We start from the raw sequence: 15,821 nt of genomic DNA, 5'->3' as shown, positions 1-15,821 counted from the left end.
CCTGGGCATGACGCGCATCGCATAGGAGTCCGTCCATGGACGTGATCGGGGACCTGCTCACCGGTGTGCGGGCGCGGGGGGCGGCGTTCGGCCGGTCGATCGCCTCTCCTCCGTGGGGGATCAAGTTCGCCGTGTCGACGCCGCTGTCGGTGGCGACGATGGTGCGCGGCCGGGCGTGGGTCACCGGCGCCGACGGCCGGGCCCGGCCGCTGCGGCCGGGCGATGTCGCGCTGGTCAAGGGCGGCCGGCCGTACGTGATCGCCGACTCCCCCGCCACGGCGCCGGCCGTGACCGTGTACGGCGAGGAGTGCGAGGGTGACGTGGTGGGGCCGGGCCCCGACGCCTACGGGGCCGCCGGCGGCGAGGCGCTGCTGGTGACGGGCGCCTACCGGATGGCGGGCGACCTGTCGGCGCGGCTGCTGTCGGCCCTGCCCGAGCTGCTGGTCGTCCCGGGTGACGACGTACGGCCGGCGCCCGCGCTCGACCTGATCAGCGCGGAGGTCACCGGCTCGGAGCCCGGCTCGCAGGTGGCGCTGGACCGGCTGCTCGACCTGCTGCTGGTGCTGCTGGTGCGGGCCTGGTTCGCCCGTCCGGAGGCCGGGACGCCGGCGTGGTACGCGGCGCTGGCCGATCCGCAGATCGGCCGGGCCCTGCGGCTGGTCCACGACCGGCCGGGCGCCCCCTGGTCGGTGGCGTCGCTGGCGGAGGCCGTGGGCATGTCACGGGCGGCGTTCGCCCGCCGGTTCGCCGCCCTGGTCGGCCGGCCGCCCCTGGCCTACCTGACCGAGTGGCGGATGGAGCTGGCCGCCGACCTGCTGCGGCGGCCGGGGGTGACGGTGGCGGCCGCCGCCGAGAAGGTCGGCTACGCCGACGCGTTCGGCTTCAGCGCCGCGTTCAAGCGGGTCCGCGGCGTACCGCCGAGCCGGGCCGCGCTCCGCTGACCCCACGGTCTTCGGTGCCCGCGCGGCGCCCGGCCGCCGCCGGGCGCGCGTGGGGGTGACGCCGGCTCGGACACGCGTTGGGGTGACGCCGGACACGACGGCCCGAACACGTGCGAGGGTCACGACGGCCCGGGCACGCGTGGAGGGTGACGCCGGGTGCGCCGGCCCGGACACGGGGAGGCCGTGCCCGGGCCGGCGCGCCGGTGTCCGGTCAGGAGCGGACACTCAGGGGTTGAGGGCCGGGGTCGCGGTGGCCGTCGGGGTCGGGGTCGGGATCGGGGTCCCCGGAGCCGTCGGGGTGGGGACGGGCGTCTCCGGAGCCGTCGGGGTGGGGGCCGGGTCCGTCGGGGTGGGGACCGGCGGAACGGTGGGGGTGTCGGTCACCGTGGGGGTCGGGACCGGGGTCTGCGGCGGTGTGGGACAGGACGCCGGGGGCCGCCACTTGACCGTGCCGGGCCATCCCTGCCGGGAGTACCACCAGCCGTTGCCGTGCCGGATCTTCCTGCTCGGCCGCGACAGGTCGTAGACATAGGCGGCCGTGGCCGCCTCTCCCTCGCGCGTGGCGGTCAGGGCCACCCAGTCACCCTGCCTGACCTCGCTGTTGCCGCGCCTGCCCGCCACGACGCGGGTGTCGTCGGTGACCGTGTACGCCTGCTCGAAGCCGTCGCGGCTCCGTACGGTGATCGACTCTTCGGTCACCGTGGTCGCCTCGCCGGTCTGGGCGAACACCGTGACGAACACGCACGGGTCCTCCGTCCCGGCCAGGAACTCCCCGTGCACGGCACCGATGAACTCCAGGGGGTGCGCGGTGGGCGACGCCGTGGCGGTGGGCGTGGGAGCGGGGGTCTCCGTCGGCGTCTCGGTGGGTGTTGCGGTCGGTGTCCCGGTGGGCGTCTGGCTGGCCGTCGCCGTCGGGGTGGGCGTCTCCGCCGGCGGCGGCGCGGGCGTCGCCGACGCCGCCGTGGCCACCCCGAGGCCACCCGACGCCAGCAACGCCACAGTCGTGGCGACGATCAGCGGCCGTGGGACGCTCCTGCGTGCCCCGCCCGTTCCGATCGGCTCCCGCCCGTCCGGCCTGTCATGGTTGGTCGGTGTCACCATGTCCTCCCGTCTACGGTGTTCCGGTTGAACGCCCGCCGGCCTGAGGCGATACGAGATCATCGCGCACCCGCCCCGTCGCGGACGACGATCACGGCGGTTCCACCGCGATGATCTTCCGACGGGCCCTCGGAGCCTGCCCGCTCCCATCCGGTCCATGCGGACGCCCGCCGCCCGGTCCCCGCGCGCCGGCGCCTTCCAGCAGCTCATCCCGGCGATCGGCGCCCGCAGAAAATCCGGCGCGGGCGGCCGGCGGGTGCGCACCCGCCGGCCCAGGACGGCCCGTCGCGCCGGCCCGCGCTACGGCAGTCAGGACTTGAGCGCGGGCAGGACCACCTCTTCCAGGACGGCCCTGGGCGCCGTGTCCTGGTCGTCCCTGTTGTAGCCGCCCGCGGTGACGGCCACGACGAGGCCGAGATCGGGGGCGAGGAAGAGCCGCTGACCGCCGTTTCCCGTGGCCCTGGCCCGCCCGTCGGGACCGACGTGCCACAGGTAGCCGTAGGAGAAACCGTCCCAGGTCGGCACCCGCGGCCGCAGCACCTCCTCGACCCAGGCCGCCGGGACCACCCGGCGCTCCAGTACGGCCTGGCCGATCGCGGCGAGGTCGCGCGGGGCCAGCCGCAGCCCGGAGGCCGCCGAGGCCACCCCGTCGTCACCCGCCATCCACTCGAAGGACTCGATGCCGAGCGGCTCGAAGAGCACGGTGCGCGCGTAGTCCTCCAGCGGGCGTCCGGCGCCCCGGGCGATGAGCCCGCCGACCAGTGCCGCGGCTCCTCCGCTGTAGTGCCACCGGGCCCCCGGCTCCCCGACGATCGGGCGCTCCAGCACGTACCGGTAGCGGTCCGCCGCCAGCTCCATCCCGATCTCGCTGTTCTCCGGGCTGGTGTACGGCTTGCTCTCGTCCCACTCCAGGCCGAGCGTCAACGTCAGCGCGTGCTCGACGGTCAGCCGGGCCCGCCGGGGATCGGCGGCCAGGTCGGGGTATTCGGGGAAGTGCCGGAGGATCGGCTCGTCAGGCTCGGGCACCAGTCCGTCGGCGAGCGCGGCGCCGTACAGCAGCGCGACGACGCTCTTGGTGACCGAGCGGATGTCGTGCAGCGTCTCCGGCCCGAAGTCCACCGTGCCGAGCGGCCGCCCCCAGGCGAAGTCCGTGCCGCTGCCGTAGCGCTCCAGGACCAGAGCGCCGTGGCGGGCGACCACGACGCCGTGCAGACCCGGTGCCCGCCCCTCCCGGATGAGAGCGTCGAGCCGCTCGGCCACGTCGGGAGCGAACCCGGCCTTCTCGGGTTCGGTCTGCTGCCACACGGGCTTCCTCCATGTCTGCGTGATACGCCGCGTATTCCGTGCTTACCGGGACACGCCAGGTATAGAGCCTGACACAGGGAGAGGGTCCATTCCCTCCTGATTTCCGCCGGCCCGCCCCGGCTCCCCGCCGCCGTCCGGTGCGGCCTCCGGACGGGCTCGACGCGTCCGTCCGGTGTGCGGCCATGGGGAGCCGTTCACCACCCGGGGCCCGTGACACCCGGGCGGCGGTCTCAGCCCTCGCGGCGGAGGAAGGCCAGGACCCGCCGCCAGGCGTCGGCGCACGCCTCGGCGTGCTCGTCGTTCCTGACGTCGAAGAACCCGTGCGGAGCGCCGGGATAGGTGACGAACTCGTGGTCCACGCCATGGGCGGTCAGGGCCTCGTCGAAAGCCGTCACCTCGCCCGCCGGGATGCCCTCGTCGGCGCCGCCGAACAGGCCGAGGACCGGGGCGGCGAGGTCGCCCGCGTGCTGGGTGGGCCCGGGGCCGTAGGGCCCGGCGATGCCCGGATGGCCGTAGAAGCCGATCACCCCGGCCAGGCCGAAGCGGGGTTCGGCGGCGAAGAAGGCCAGCCGGCCGCCCATGCAGAAGCCCAGCGCCATCTGCGTGTCCCCGAACTCGCGCAGCCGGTCGACCGCCGCGGTCATGTCGTCCTGCATGCCGGTCCTGGTGAGCCCGGCGAAGTGCTCCATGGTCGGGAAGTCCTCGCCTCGGCCGTCGGTGGAGGCGCCCGCCGTACGGCCGAAGTGGTCGTAGGCGAGCGCCGGGTGACCGTGCTCGGCCAGCCGTACGGCGAGGCGCTCGTAGAAGGGCGCCAGCCCCCGGTTGTCGGGGATCACCACGACGCCGGGGCCCGTGAGCCGCCCGGGAACCGCCAGGTAGGCCGCGAGGCGGGTGCCGTCGGCCGAGGTCAGAGTGAGCGGACCGGAGGTGACGGGCGAGGCGACGGGGGCGACGGGCGGGGTGGCGTCGGCGTCATAACACATGGCGGGGATCCTCTCGGGTGGGTGCGAGAGAAAATAGCAAAGCTGGATTGATAAAGCTAACCTTGGCTTTATGACGGATAACAATCCCACGGGCCGTGACCACACGGACCCCACGCACCCGGACCCGGCGCACGCCGATCCCGCGCACCCGGACCACGACCACACCGCCCGCGACCTCAGGATCGCCGTCGGCCGCCTCGCCCGGCGGATCAGGCAGATCTACGCCACCGTCGACGACGCCAGCGGCATCACCTTCACCGAACTCACCGTGCTGTCCCGGCTGGAGCGGCAGGGGCCTTCCACCTCGGCGGCGCTCGCCAGCTCGGAGCAGGTGACCCCGCAGGCGATCGGCACCGCCCTCGGGGCACTCGCCCAGCGCGGCCTGGTCTCCCGCGCCCCCGACCCGGCCGACGGGCGCAGGGTCGTCACCCGGATCACCGAGGCCGGGCGGCACGTCCTCGGCGACCGGACCCACGCCGTCACCGAGCAGATCGGACGCGCGGTCGGCGACACCATGGACGCCGAGGAGCGGCGCCGGCTGGCCCGGGCGCTCCCCCTGCTGGAGCGGCTCGCCGACCGGCTGTGACCGCCGAGCGCCGGGCGGCCGGGCCGTCAGGAGGAGGCCGCGACCAGGCCCGCGACGACCCCGGCGAGCGAGACCGCGGTGAGGACGGACCCGAGGATCACGGCGGCGCGGCGCCCCCGCCGCGCCTTGAAGACGTACAGGAACACATACGGCAGGAAGGCCAGGACCCCCACGCCGAGGAAGGGCATGGTGAGGGCGGCCACGAGGCCGGTGGTGCCGGTCGGGACGGCGCGGTCGCCCTGGGGCGTGAGCTGGGCGCGCTTGACGTCTCCGGCGGTGGAGTCGGGCGAGGCGTCCACCATCACCACCTCACCGCCGCGGTCGGACACGAACCTGCCCTTGCAGTCGTAGCGGCCCTCGCCCAGCGACTCGCACGAGAGGACCGTGAGGGTGCCCGGGGTACCGATCCTTCCGGTCGCGAGCTGGAGATCTCGCACCGAGAAGACGAAGGGCATCAGGCCCAGGGCGATCCAGCAGATGAGCAGGATCGCCATGCCGACCGGCCCCGGCGTGCGGCCGGGGCCCGGGGTGGGCCCGGGCTGGAAGGCGCCGACGATGTTCTCAAATGCGTCACTCATGAGGACAGGATGGGCCGTCCCGCTTGCGGTTCACCTGCTCACGACTTGTGCCGGGCCACCCTGGCGCTCACGACCTGCGCTCACGACCTGCGGCAGACCGCCTGGCGCTCACGACCTGCGCTCACGACCTGCGGCAGACCGCCTGGCGCTCACGACTTGTGCCGGGCCGCCCTGGCCTCCGCCTCGGCCGCGTCCAGCTTGTCGGCCTCCTCCGGGGTGGGGGCGGTGCCGCCGAGGTGGCGGGGCTGCCACCAGACCCCCGGGGGGATCTCCGGGTAGGTCCGCTGGGCCCGGTCGAGCAGCGCGGTCATGCGCCCGCGCAGGTCGGCGGTGACGGCGTCGTAGTCGTCGCCCCGCTTGGCGTGCAGCGGCTCGCCGACGAGGATGGTGATCGGCACGTGCCGCTGGAACAGCTTCTTGGGGTGCCCCTTGGTCCACAGCCGCTGGGTGCCCCAGAGCGCGACCGGGATCATCGGCACCTTCGCGCCCACGGCCATCCGGACCGCGCCGTTCTTGATCTCCTTGACCGTGAAGGACTGGCTGATCGTGGCCTCGGCGAACACCCCCACGATCTCACCGGACTTGAGCGACTTCAGCGCCGCGCCGAACGCGGCGGCACCCGCCGCGCGGTCCACCGGGATGTGGTGCATGCCGCGCATCAGCGGGCCGGAGATCTTGTGGTCGAAGACCTCCTTCTTGGCCATGAAGCGGACCAGGCGCTTGGCGGGCAGCGCGGCCAGGCCGGCGAAGATGAAGTCGAGATAGCTGATGTGGTTGCTGACCAGCACCGCTCCGCCGGTTCGCGGGATCCGCTCGGCGCCTTCGACGCGGATCTTCAGGTCCAGCGCGCGGAACAGGGTCCGCGCGGCCCCGATGACCGGGGGGTACACGATCTCAGCCATGGCTGAACCGTACCCCAGCCCTCCGGCGGTGTTCGACCGGCGGTCACGGCATGTCCACACCGTGGACACCGCCGCGGCGGGCGCCGCCGGCCCGTCCCCGGCGCTCCCCCTCAGGCGCGCGGAGCCGGCCGGCGGCCCGGGGCTCGCTCAGTGCCCCCGGAACGCCTCCTCCAGCCACCACGAACCCCGTGCCCGGCTGACCTTGGCGTGGACCAGCAGCGGCCGGTCCCGTGGCCCGTCCAGCCACCCGGCCACCGCGGCCAGGTCCGCCCGGTCCCGTACGGTCACCGCCTCGCAGCCGAAACCCCGGGCGATGGCGGCGATGTCGACGGGCGGGAAGACGACGGTGTCCAGGCGGTACCCGTCCGGACCGAAGTGGTGCACCTCGGCGCCGTAGCCCTCGTCGTCGTAGACCACGATCACCATCGGGAGGCCGAGCCGTACGACCGTCTCCAGCTCGGCCACGCCCATCAGCGCGCCCCCGTCGCCGAGCGCGGCCACCGCGAGCCGGTCCGGCCGGGCCAGGGCGGCGCCGATCGCGGTGGCCAGACCGAGGCCGATGGACTGGAAGGCCTGGGTGAAGGCGAAACCGCACTCGTCCGGAACGTCGAGGAACATCGACGGGTATCCCATGAAATTTCCTGAATCGACGGAGACGACGCGCTCGGCGGGGAGCAGGTCGTCCAGCCCGATCGTGAGGGTGCGGGGGTCGATGCGGCCCTCCCCGCCCTCGTCCACGTAGGGCACGTCCCGCCAGCGGCTCTCGCGGGCGATCCGCCCGGCCAGCGCCGCCGACCGGTACCCGGCGCCGCCGGGGGCCGCGCGGAGGGCGTCCGCCCCCCTGGCGAGCAGGGCCGTGACCGCCCTCGCGGTGCGGGCGACGTCACCGACCACACCGAGATGGATCGGACGGTGGGCGCCGAGGGCGTCGGCGTCGAGGTCGACCTGGACGACCTTGGCGTCCGGGCCGATGAGCGCGCCATGGCGGGTGGTCCACATGTTGAGCGCGCAGCCCCAGCCGACGATCACGTCGGCGTCGCGGACGAGCTCGGCGGTGAGGGGCGAGGCGAAGCCGCCGCTCACGTCCAGATCCCACGGGCTGCCCCGGAAGAGACCCTTGGCCACGGCGGAGGTGGCCAGCAGCGCCCCGGCCCGCTCGGCGAGCTCCTCCAGTTCCCGCCGGGCCGCACGCGCCCCCCGGCCCGCCACGAACACCGGCCGCCGCGCGGCCGCGAGCAGCTCCGCCAGCCGCGCGGCCTGCCCCGCCTCCGGTCCGGCCGCCGGGCCGGGGACCGGGAGCGCCTGACCGGGCGGGGACGGGACGCGCTGCCCCTGCACCTCCAGCGGGAGGTTCAGCAGGACCGTGCGCCGCCCGTCGCGGGCCAGGAGAAAGGCCTCGGCCGTCCGCGCGACGGCGGTCCCGGCGGAGTCGATCCGCAGCGGAACGGCCCCGACCGCCGTGGCCAGGGCGGCCTGGTCGACGAAGAAGTTGGACCGGGGGGCGGTCACCTCGGCGGCCAGCACGACGAGCGGCGTGCGGCTCTTGGCGGCCTCGGCGATGCCGGTCATCGCGTTGGTGAGCCCCGGCCCCTGGTGGACGCTGAGCACGCCGACCCGGCCGCCGGTGCGCGCGTAGGCGTCGGCCATGGTCGCCGCGCCGCCCTCGTGGCGCGCGGCGACGAACCGCACGCCGTGCTCGACCAGCGTGTTGGTCACGTGGAAGTTGCCGCTGCCGACGACCCCGAAGACGGTGTCCACGCCGAACGAGGCGAGGGCACCGCCCACGGCCTCGGCGACGTTCACCGTTCGACCAGGGCCAGCACGCGCACCGGGCTGCCCGAGCCACCGACGATGGGCAGCGGCGGCGCGACGACCACCGCCCCGGTGACCGGGAGCCGGTCGAGGTTGCGGAGCTGGGTCAGCCCGTACTTCCCCGCGCCGAGCAGGAAGGAGTGGCACGGGAAGGCCGGGTCGAAGCCGTGCGCGGCGCCCGCGTCGGTGCCCACCGTCTCCACGCCGAGCCCGATGATCGGGGTCTCCTCCGCCAGCCACCTGGCGCACTCCACCGAGATGCCGGGAGTGTGCGGGCCGGTCTCGTCGGCGTTGAGGAACCGCTCCTGGTCGTGCGAGCGGGCGTCCCAGCCGGTGCGGTAGAGCAGCCAGCCGCCCTCGGGCAGCGGCCCGTTGGCGTCCTGCCAGGTCTTGACGTGCTCGATCTCCAGCAGGAAGTCCGGGTCCTCGGCGGCCTCGGCGGCCAGGTCGAGCACCGCGGCCGGGGCGATCAGCCGGTCGACCGGCACCTGCGAAACGTCGTCGCCGTCCCGGGCGGTGACCCAGTGGACCGGGGCGTCGAAGTGCGTGCCGGTGTGCTCGCCGGTCGAGATGTCGTTCCAGTACCAGGCGGGACCGCGGTCGTCGTAGCGGCTGATCTCCTTCAGCGTGAACGGGACGGTGTTCCCGAACGGCTCGGGCAGGCGCAGGATCGGCGTCTCCGACGACAGCGGCGCGGTCAGGTCGATCACCTCGATCCCGCCGTCCCGGACGCTCTCCACCAGGTTCCGCAACACCGACATGACGCCTCCAGCATCGGAAGAAGACCTGGTCGGATCCTCCTACACCCCCGCGACCCGCGCCATCTCCACCCGCGGCCGGGCCGTCCGCGGAAAGGCATCCGATCGGCGGCGGCACCGATTTTGCCGGACGCGGGACGACCCGTGAATGTGTATGGGGAGAGACTTTATAAAGGGTATTTTGTGTGACGTGCCGAGCGTCTTCATCAGCCACACATCGGACATGGCGGAATATCCATCCACAGGATCGTTCGTGCAGTCGGCTGTCGACGCCGTGGCACGGGCGGGCCTGGTACCGGTGGACATGCGATATTTCTCCGCCCAGGAGACCGCACCGGCGGAGTATTGTCGCAATCGCGTTCAAGAGTGTGATTTCTACCTGGGGATAATCGGGTTCCGCTACGGCTCCCGGGTGCCCGGGACCGACCTCTCCTATACGGAGCTGGAGTTCGTCTCCGCCTCCGACCGGGGCATGCCGAGGCTGTTGTTCCTCCTCGACGAGGAGGTCCCGATCCCCCTGCGGCTCGTCGACAGGGACCGCGCGCCGGTCGAGGCGTTCCGGGCGCGCCTGCTGGAGTCCGACATCGTGGTCGACACGTTCACCTCGGCCGAGGACCTGCGCGGCCGGGTCCTCCACGCGCTCGTCGAATGCCTGGGCGCCCGGACCGCGCCGGCCGGGCCCCCCGCCACCGGAGAGGAGTCGTTCGCGATCGCGCGGGCGGCCTACCTCACCAGGGTGGAACAGCGCTACCGGCGGCTCGACCTGGAGGTGCTGACCCCGGCCGAGCAGGACGCCCACCTGCCCGTCCTCCTCAGATCGATGTTCGTCCCGCAGAGCGTCAGGGCTGATCCGCCCCCCGTCGAACTGTCCAAGGAACTGTGGCGGCGGCTGCTGAGCGCCGAGGAGATCTCGGAGCAGGACCTTCCGGAGGGGCTCGACCTCGACAGGATCGCGCAGGCGCGCACCACCTATGACAAGACTCCCCGGCGCGCGGTGCTGGACGTCCTGGGTGAGCCGGGCAACCGGCTGGTCACGCTGCTGGGTGATCCCGGCGCCGGCAAGTCGACGCTGGCGCGATACCTGCTCCTGGGCCTGGCGGGCGACGGGACGGAGCCGGCCCCGGCCGGGCTGAGGGGGTGGCTGCCCCTGCTGGTGGAGCTGCGCTCCTACGCCGATCTCCGGTCGCGGTGCGAGACCTTCCTGGAATACCTGGAGCACCTGTACCGGACCGAGGGCACCGGCCTCCCCGCGCAGCCCCTGGACCGCCATCTCCGCGAGGACGGGCGGGCGCTCGTCATCTTCGACGGGCTGGACGAGCTGTTCGACCCGAAGGTGCGGGAGACGGTGACCCGGCAGATCGCCGGATTCGCCACGCGCTATCCGAAGGTGCGGGTCCTCGTCACCAGCCGGGTCATCGGATACCGGCGGGCCGAGCTGCGCGACGCCGGGTTCCGGCACTACACGCTCCAGGACCTGGACACCGCCCAGATCGAGGAGTTCATCGCGCGCTGGTACGAGCTGGCCATACACGACCGCAGGGACGAGGCGCGGCATCTGCGGGACCGGCTGATGCACGCGATGACCGAGTCGCCGTCCATACGGGAGCTGGCGGGCAACCCCCTGCTGCTGACCATCCTGGCGATCATCGGGCGGCGCCAGGAGCTCCCGCGTGAGCGGCGGGCGGTGTACGTCCACGCGGCCTCCGTGCTGGTCGAGCACTGGGACGTCAACAGGCATCTGGAGGACGCGCGCATACCGGCCGGCTACATCGACGCCGAGGACAAGAAGGAGCTGCTGCGCCGGGTGGCCTGGCGCATGCAGAGCGGCAGGTCGGGACTGGCCGGCAACCACATCCGGGGCGAGGACCTCCTGGAGGAGTTCGTCGACTACCTGGGCAGCCGCTACCAGCTCGACGCCCTCGCCGCCAAGCCCGTCGCGCGCGGCATGCTCGGCCAGTTCAGGGAGCGCAACTTCATCCTCAGCCTGTACGGCGGAGGCGTCTACGGGTTCGTGCACCGGGCGTTCCTGGAGTTCTTCTGCGCGGACGAGATCGTCCGGAGGTTCCAGAACAAGCGTCAGTGGAGTCCCGCCGAGCTCGTCTCGGAGATGTTCGGCCGTCACTGGCGCGATCCCGCGTGGCGGGAGGTCCTCCTGCTGGTGGCCGGAATGATCGACGAGCGTTTCACCGGCGGGATCGTCGACTACCTCACCCGTGATGCGGACCCGCTGTGGCCGTTCGCGAAGATCGACGAATCGCCGCACCACCTGCTCCTGGCGGCCGAGTGCATCGCCGAGACCCGCAACCTGGGAGCGATGGAACGGCAGGGCACGGCGGTCATCGAGAAGATCATCGCCTGGCTGGAGGAGTCGGAGAGCACCTATGCCTTCGGCCCCGAGGGATTCCTCACCGGCAAGCTGGCCCCGCTCCTGCGGACGGTCCGGCCCCGGTGGCCGGGACGCGACCGCTATCTCGACTGGTTCCTCAGCCGGGAGAGGGCGATCACGTCGTTCGAGGGCCGGGAGACGGCGACGGCGATCGCGGCCGCCCTGTTCCCGGACGACGACCGCCTCAGGGAGCGTTTTCACCGGCAGGCCACGGGCGAGGCCGGCGTGAGCATGCGCGACGGGGCGGTGCGGGCTCTGGCGCAGGGGTGGCGCGACCACCCCGACACCCTCCCCCTCCTGCGCGGCCGCGCCCTCGTCGATCCCGACGAGAACGTGCGGACGACGGCGGTCCAGGCCATCGCCGAGAGCTGGCGGGAGCATCCCGACGCCCTGCCGACGTTACGCGGACGCGCCGTCGGCGACCCGCACCGGCGGGTCCGCTCGGCCGCTCTCCAGGCCCTTGCCGCCGGCTGGCGCGACCACCCCGACACCCTCCCCCTCCTGCGCGACCGCGCCGTCGGCGACCCGCACGGTGACGTGCGGGCCGGCGCCCTCCAGGCACTCGCCGACAGTTGGGGCGACAGTCCGGACTTCCTGTCGCTGCTGCGCGAGCGCGCCCTCACCGATCCGCACTGGAACGCCCGCCAGACAGCCGTCCAGTCCCTCGCCGCCGGTTGGCCGGAAGACCCCGCGACCCTCCCCCTCCTGCGCGAGCGCGCCCTGGCCGACCCGGACTGGCAGGTCCGCTCGGGCACGCTGCAGTCCCTCGCCGCCGGTTGGCCGGAAGACCCCGCGACCCTCCCCCTCCTGCGCGAGCGCGCCCTGGCCGACCCGGACCCGGATGTGCGGACGACGGCGATCCAGGCCGTCTCCGCGGACCGGCACGGTCATCCCGGCGTCTTCCCGTTCCTGCGCGAGCGTGCTCTGGCCGACCCCGGACACGACGCGCGGACCGCGGCTCTGCAGGCCCTCGCCGCCGGCTGGCCCGACCACCCCGACACCCTCCCCCTCCTGCACGGACGCGCCGTCACCGACCCGAACTGGCGGGTCCGCCAGACATCCGTCCAGGCCCTCGCCGCCGGCTGGCGCGACCACCCCGACACCCTCCCCCTCCTGCGCGAGCGCGCCCTGGCCGACCCCGACGAAGACACCCGCAAGGCCGCCCTCCAAGCCCTCGCCGCCGGCTGGCCCGACCACCCCGACACCCTCCCCCTCCTGCGCGAGCGCGCCCTGGCCGACCCCGACGAAGACACCCGCAAGGCCGCCCTCCAAGCCCTCGCCGCCGGCTGGCCCGACCACCCCGACACCCTCCCCCTCCTGCACGGCCGCGCCGTCACCGACCCCGGACACGACGCGCGGACCGCGGCTCTGCAGGCCCTCGCCGCCGGCTGGCCGGAAGACCCCGCGACCCTCCCCCTCCTGCGCGAGCGCGCCCTGGCCGACCCGAACTGGCGGGTCCGCCAGACATCCGTCCAGGCCCTCGCCGCCGGCTGGCGCGACCACCCCGACACCCTCCCCCTCCTGCACGGACGCGCCGTCACCGACCCCGACGAAGACACCCGCAAGGCCGCCCTCCAAGCCCTCGCCGCCGGCTGGCCCGACCACCCCGACACCCTCCCCCTCCTGCACGAGCGCGCCGTCACCGACTCTCACTACGGCACGAGGACCGCCGCGCTGGAAACCGTCGCCGCCGGCTGGCGCGACCACCCCGACACCCTCCCCCTCCTGCACGGACGCGCCGTCACCGACCCCGACGAAGACACCCGCAAGGCCGCCCTCCAGGCCCTCGCCGCCGGCTGGCCCGACCACCCCGACACCCTCGGCCGGCTGAGACGGCAGGCACTGCACGATCCGGACCAGGACGTCCGCGCCGCCGCCCTGCGGGCCGTCGCGGCGGGCTGGCGTGACCACCCCGACACCCTTGTCTGGCTGCGACGGCAGGCGCTGCACGGCTTCGGCCTGGTGCGCCGCACGGCGCTGACCACGCTCGCCGAGACGTTCCACGACCGCCCGGAGATCATGCGATGGCTGCGAGACCTGGCCGCCGCCGGAGCCGGTGACACCGCGGTCTCCAGGAACGCGCTGGTGGCGCTGGCCACCGCCCTGCCCGAGGATCCCGCCACTTCGGCGCTGTTGCGCGAGTGCATGGTGACGGCCGGCCACTGGGAGACCCGTCGCGCCGCCGTGGAGCGGGCGAAGGATCTCCTCACCGCCGGACTCATGCGCCGGGCTGTGACGGACAGCCACTGGCAGGTCCGCCGCACCGCCCTCCAGAGACTCGATCCGGCCCTGTCGCGTGACCCTGGGATCGTGGCGCTCGTCTTCGAACGCGCGGCGTCCGACGGCCACTGGGAGGTCCGCCGCACCGCCCTCCAGAGCCTCAACATCTGGCACAGCCGGCCGGAGGACCTGGCACTGCTGCGCGAACGCGCGGTGGCCGACGACCGCTGGGAGGTCCGCCGCACCGCCCTCCAGAGACTCAACATCTGGCACAGCCGGCCGGAGGACCTGGCACTGCTGCGCGAACGCGCGGTGGCCGACGGCCACTGGGAGGTCCGCCGCACCGCCCTCCAGAGACTCACCTTCCGGGGGTTCGGAGCGGAGGACCTGGCGCTGCTGCGCGAACGCATGGCGGCCGACGGCCACTGGGAGATCCGCCGCGCCGCCGTCCGGGGGGTCGCCGCGACGCATCGGGGCGACCCCGGGACCCCCGCCCGGCTCCGCGATCGCTTCCTCCTGGAAGGAGACGAGGACGTCCGGTCGGCGGCCGTCGAAGCGGTGGCCGCGACCTGGGCCCATGACCCCGAGGCCCTGCCCTGGGTCACCGGCGTCGCCGCCATGGACGACCACTGGAAAGTGCGCAAGGCCGCGGTCAAGGTCGTGGGAGAGACCTGGCCGGATGAGCCGGCCACGCTTGCCTGGCTCCGGCGGCGCGCCCTGCTGGACACGGATGAGGACGTCCGCAGCGCGGCCGTCGAACAGCTCGCCCTGGGCCGGCCGGACCGGCCCGGCGTCTCCTCCTGGGTGCGCGGCCGGGCGCTGGCCGATGATCACGAGCAGGCCCGCGCGGCAGGCGTGGAGATCGTCGCGCGGATCTGGCCGGGCGACCCGGCCACGCTTCCCTGGCTGCGGGAGGTGGCCTCGGAGGACGGGCACTGGAGGGTGCGGCAGGCCGCTGTCGAGGCCACGGCACGGATCCGGCCGGACGGACCGGACACCATGGCGTGGCTGCGGGCCCTGGCCGAGCACGACCCGCACAGGCAGGTGCGTGAAACGGCCGTCCGGGAGGTGGCGCGGACCGCCGCCGCCGACGACGCCACCCTGTCCTGGCTGGACAGCAGGATCTCCACCGACTCGGATCCCGACGTCCGCGCCGCCGCTGTGGACGTGGCCGTGCGCCACTGGCGCGACCGCGAGGGCATGCGGTCCCGGGTGCTCGCCTGGATCGCCACGGACGCCGCGGAGGAGGTGCGGGCCACCGCGATCACCCTCCTGGGCTGGGGCTGGCCCGACGAACCCGACACCCCGGCCAGACTCCAGGAGTGCGCGGAAGCCGGCCCCCATTGGACGGCCCGCCGGGCGGCCGTGCGCGCGCTGGCCGAGGGCTGGCCGGACGACGGGCGGGCGCACGCCGCGGTGCGGAGGGCGTGTGAGGATCCGCACTGGCAGGTGCGGCTGGCCGCGTTGAAGGCGCTGGCGGACACCTGGCCGGAGGAGGCCGGCACATCCCACCTCGTCCGCGGGCGGTCCCGGTCCGACGGGCACTGGCGGGTGCGCCGGACGATGATGCGGAAACTGGCCGCGCGGGCCGACGACGCGGCCACGGTCCCCCTGCTGCGTGAGCGGGCCGTGCATGACGAGCACGCCCAGGTGCGGCTGGCAGCCGTCCACGAGCTCGCCCGGGGCTGGTGCCACGACGCCGCCGTCCTGGACCTCCTGCGCGACCGGGCCGTCGCCGACGGCCACTGGAGGGTGCGGGAGGCGGCCGTGGAGGAGAGCGCCAAAGCCGGAGGCGGAACGGCGCGGACACTCTCCTGGCTACGGGAGCGGAGCGTGCGCGATTCCAACGCGGCCGTGGCCCGCGCCGCCCTGCAGGGGATCGGCCTGTGGTGGCGGGCGGACCCGGCCGGCGCGATGGCCTGGTTCCGTGAGCGCGCCGCGGGCGACCCGCGATGGGCCATCCGAGTGACGGCCGTCGAGCAGATCACGAAGATCTCCAGTAGGCCGGACCCCGCCATGCTGTCATGGCTGCGCGAGGACGTGGCCGCCGACGGCGCGTGGCAGGTCCGGCAGGCCGCTCTCTGGGCCGTCGCCCTCCTGTCCCATGAGGACCCGCTGTCCCATGAGGCCCCGCGCACCGTCGCCTGGCTGGGGACCTCCGCCCGGGACGACCCGCATCCGGCGGTCCGCAAGGAGGCCACGGCCGTGCTCCGCCACCTGCGGACCGCCCACTGAGAGCGCGCGGGCCCACC

10 protein-coding genes are annotated in these 15,821 nt (G+C 74.1%); 3 read left to right on the top strand and 7 right to left on the bottom strand.

Going from position 1 to position 15,821, the window contains the following annotated elements; all coding sequences use genetic code 11:
• Positions 1-35 precede the first annotated feature (35 nt).
• Positions 36-941, top strand: coding sequence for an AraC family transcriptional regulator (locus J2S55_RS06435; protein WP_306858017.1), 906 nt, complete (start codon positions 36-38; stop codon positions 939-941).
• A gap of 225 nt (positions 942-1,166) precedes the next feature.
• Here J2S55_RS06435 and J2S55_RS06430 read toward each other — a convergent pair whose 3' ends face one another.
• From J2S55_RS06430 to J2S55_RS06420, 3 genes are all read right to left on the bottom strand, one after another.
• Positions 1,167-2,042, bottom strand: coding sequence for a hypothetical protein (locus J2S55_RS06430; protein WP_306858015.1), 876 nt, complete (start codon positions 2,040-2,042; stop codon positions 1,167-1,169).
• A 306-nt stretch (positions 2,043-2,348) separates the two neighbouring features.
• Entirely contained in the window at positions 2,349-3,344 is a 996-nt protein-coding gene (locus J2S55_RS06425) for a serine hydrolase domain-containing protein (RefSeq protein WP_306858013.1), read from the bottom strand.
• A 230-nt stretch (positions 3,345-3,574) separates the two neighbouring features.
• Positions 3,575-4,327, bottom strand: coding sequence for a dienelactone hydrolase family protein (locus J2S55_RS06420; protein ID WP_306858011.1), 753 nt, complete (start codon positions 4,325-4,327; stop codon positions 3,575-3,577).
• Between the two features lie 70 nt (positions 4,328-4,397).
• Here J2S55_RS06420 and J2S55_RS06415 point away from each other — a divergent pair, with 70 nt between their 5' ends.
• Complete coding sequence (locus J2S55_RS06415; protein WP_306858010.1) at positions 4,398-4,913, top strand: MarR family winged helix-turn-helix transcriptional regulator; 516 nt, start codon at positions 4,398-4,400, stop codon at positions 4,911-4,913.
• Between the two features lie 26 nt (positions 4,914-4,939).
• Here J2S55_RS06415 and J2S55_RS06410 read toward each other — a convergent pair whose 3' ends face one another.
• From J2S55_RS06410 to J2S55_RS06395, 4 genes are all read right to left on the bottom strand, one after another.
• A complete protein-coding gene (locus J2S55_RS06410) occupies positions 4,940-5,491 on the bottom strand; it encodes a hypothetical protein (RefSeq protein ID WP_306858009.1) in 552 nt (183 codons plus the stop codon).
• 149 nt (positions 5,492-5,640) lie between these two features.
• Positions 5,641-6,393 (bottom strand): lysophospholipid acyltransferase family protein, encoded by a 753-nt coding sequence (locus J2S55_RS06405; protein WP_306858008.1) that lies wholly within the window; start codon positions 6,391-6,393, stop codon positions 5,641-5,643.
• Positions 6,394-6,540: 147 nt separating this feature from the next.
• Positions 6,541-8,196, bottom strand: a complete 1,656-nt coding sequence (locus tag J2S55_RS06400; protein ID WP_306858007.1) for a thiamine pyrophosphate-binding protein — start codon at positions 8,194-8,196, stop codon at positions 6,541-6,543.
• Positions 8,193-8,966 (bottom strand): cyclase family protein, encoded by a 774-nt coding sequence (locus tag J2S55_RS06395; RefSeq protein ID WP_306858006.1) that lies wholly within the window; start codon positions 8,964-8,966, stop codon positions 8,193-8,195. Before J2S55_RS06395 ends, J2S55_RS06400 begins: the two co-directional genes overlap by 4 nt.
• A gap of 145 nt (positions 8,967-9,111) precedes the next feature.
• Here J2S55_RS06395 and J2S55_RS06390 point away from each other — a divergent pair, with 145 nt between their 5' ends.
• Complete coding sequence (locus J2S55_RS06390) at positions 9,112-15,804, top strand: HEAT repeat domain-containing protein (RefSeq protein WP_306858005.1); 6,693 nt, start codon at positions 9,112-9,114, stop codon at positions 15,802-15,804.
• The last annotated feature ends 17 nt before the right edge of the window (positions 15,805-15,821 follow it).

Source organism: Streptosporangium brasiliense (assembly GCF_030811595.1).
GTDB classification, from domain to species: Bacteria; Actinomycetota; Actinomycetes; order Streptosporangiales; family Streptosporangiaceae; genus Streptosporangium; species Streptosporangium brasiliense.
This window is presented reverse-complemented; position numbering and strand designations above follow the sequence as displayed.